The sequence below is a fragment of the Rubellimicrobium roseum genome (genome assembly GCF_006152145.1).
GTDB lineage: Bacteria > Pseudomonadota > Alphaproteobacteria > Rhodobacterales > Rhodobacteraceae > Rubellimicrobium > Rubellimicrobium roseum.
Map to the genome: position 1 here is coordinate 1 of NZ_VDFV01000147.1, position 1,315 is coordinate 1,315.

The 1,315-nt window shown below is 63.2% G+C and carries 1 protein-coding gene; it reads right to left on the reverse strand.

What is annotated here, in order from left to right; genetic code table 11:
• Positions 1 to 485 precede the first annotated feature (485 nt).
• A complete protein-coding gene (locus FHG71_RS23255) occupies positions 486 to 755 on the reverse strand; it encodes a hypothetical protein (RefSeq protein ID WP_139084175.1) in 270 nt (89 codons plus the stop codon).
• Between the last annotated feature and the right edge of the window lie 560 nt (positions 756 to 1,315).

The window sequence follows — 1,315 nt, forward strand, 5'->3', positions numbered from 1 at the left end:
TCACGCGCGTCGCCTGACCTCGAGGGGAAAGGGGCGAACTCGGCCTCAACTCGAGTTGCGCAACAACGCCGCGGTTGGGCAATCTGTCCAAAGGGTCAACGGGCGACAGCAGACTTCTGTCAAAGGGAGGCGTACGGCCGCAGTTGAGTTGAACCGGGACGAACCGCCCGTGGCGCCCCCTGTCGGCCAGACTAGTGTCAGCCCGAGCTGGATACCTAGGGAGCGTCTATGGTGGCGTTTGTGCTCCCGAGTGGCCAGCCAGACCTCAACGCCGGGTGCACACTCCGTCCGGGGGCGCGGTGGCTGCGGAGCCCCCACCAACAGAAGGCCCCGCCTAGGCGAGGCCTCTGCACCCCTTACCTGCGATCGCCCCGACTCGCACACTCAACGACGTAGAATGCAGGAGTTCTGGACGTGCATGTCCTTTGGTTAGGCTGATAGATCTAGCTAATACTTGACGGCGCTTGGCCCGTCGGTTCGCAAAATCACTTCCGGCCCTCGGCGAGCACGAGTTCAGGAAACTCAGCCAGCAGCGCCAGCATGTCTTCTACCCGACGGAAATAGAACGCCACTGCGAGGTCGTCTGTTGTCTGGGCCATGTGCAGAGCAAATTGGCCCTGACCTATCTCGTGCTCAAGCCAGTCCAGAATAACGTTCAGACCTCTGGGGTTGCTGCGCGGGGGCGTTCGGATCTTGATGCGAAGAGGAAAGGCCAAGTTGTCGCGCTGGTGCTCGGGCGAGCGCACCCGGCGCATGTGAGGAAGTCTTCTGTCCGGCATATCGGCCGCCCGGTTAAGCGCTGACCCGCAGACGGGCGCGCCTGTGTTCATGTGCTCCATCTCACTCGAATTCGGCTCCTCAGCGCTCAACGTGAAGTTGGTCGCCCGGCATTCACTACGTGGCAACGAGAGCTTAACGCGCCCAGTTTTCGAAGGACCGTGGCGCCATTGAGGCGTCTGGGTGACGGGAAAGCGGGAGCATGTCGACTTGGCGGCGCGTCATTCCGGCTGCCGGGCGTCGCAGGGCTTCAAGCTCGCCCAGGCGACATTAGCGACGTGTTGGGCCCACGCCACTCCAAGCGCGCCGCCTGCAAATCGGGATGCCGTCCGGCCGAGTGGTCGCAAAACGCGCAGAACATCCGAAAGAGGCCATCGTCGGCCGCGTAGCAGATCCCGTCCGTCTCGCGGCAAGCCGGGCAGGCGTTGTCGTCAGATGGCAAAGCGCGCTCCTCTAGCCAGTGTCAGACCCAAGCCGTCCCGAGCGCGATCTCAAGGCGCTGCTCGATGCTCCGGAAGAAGATCGCCAGCTGCTCCGC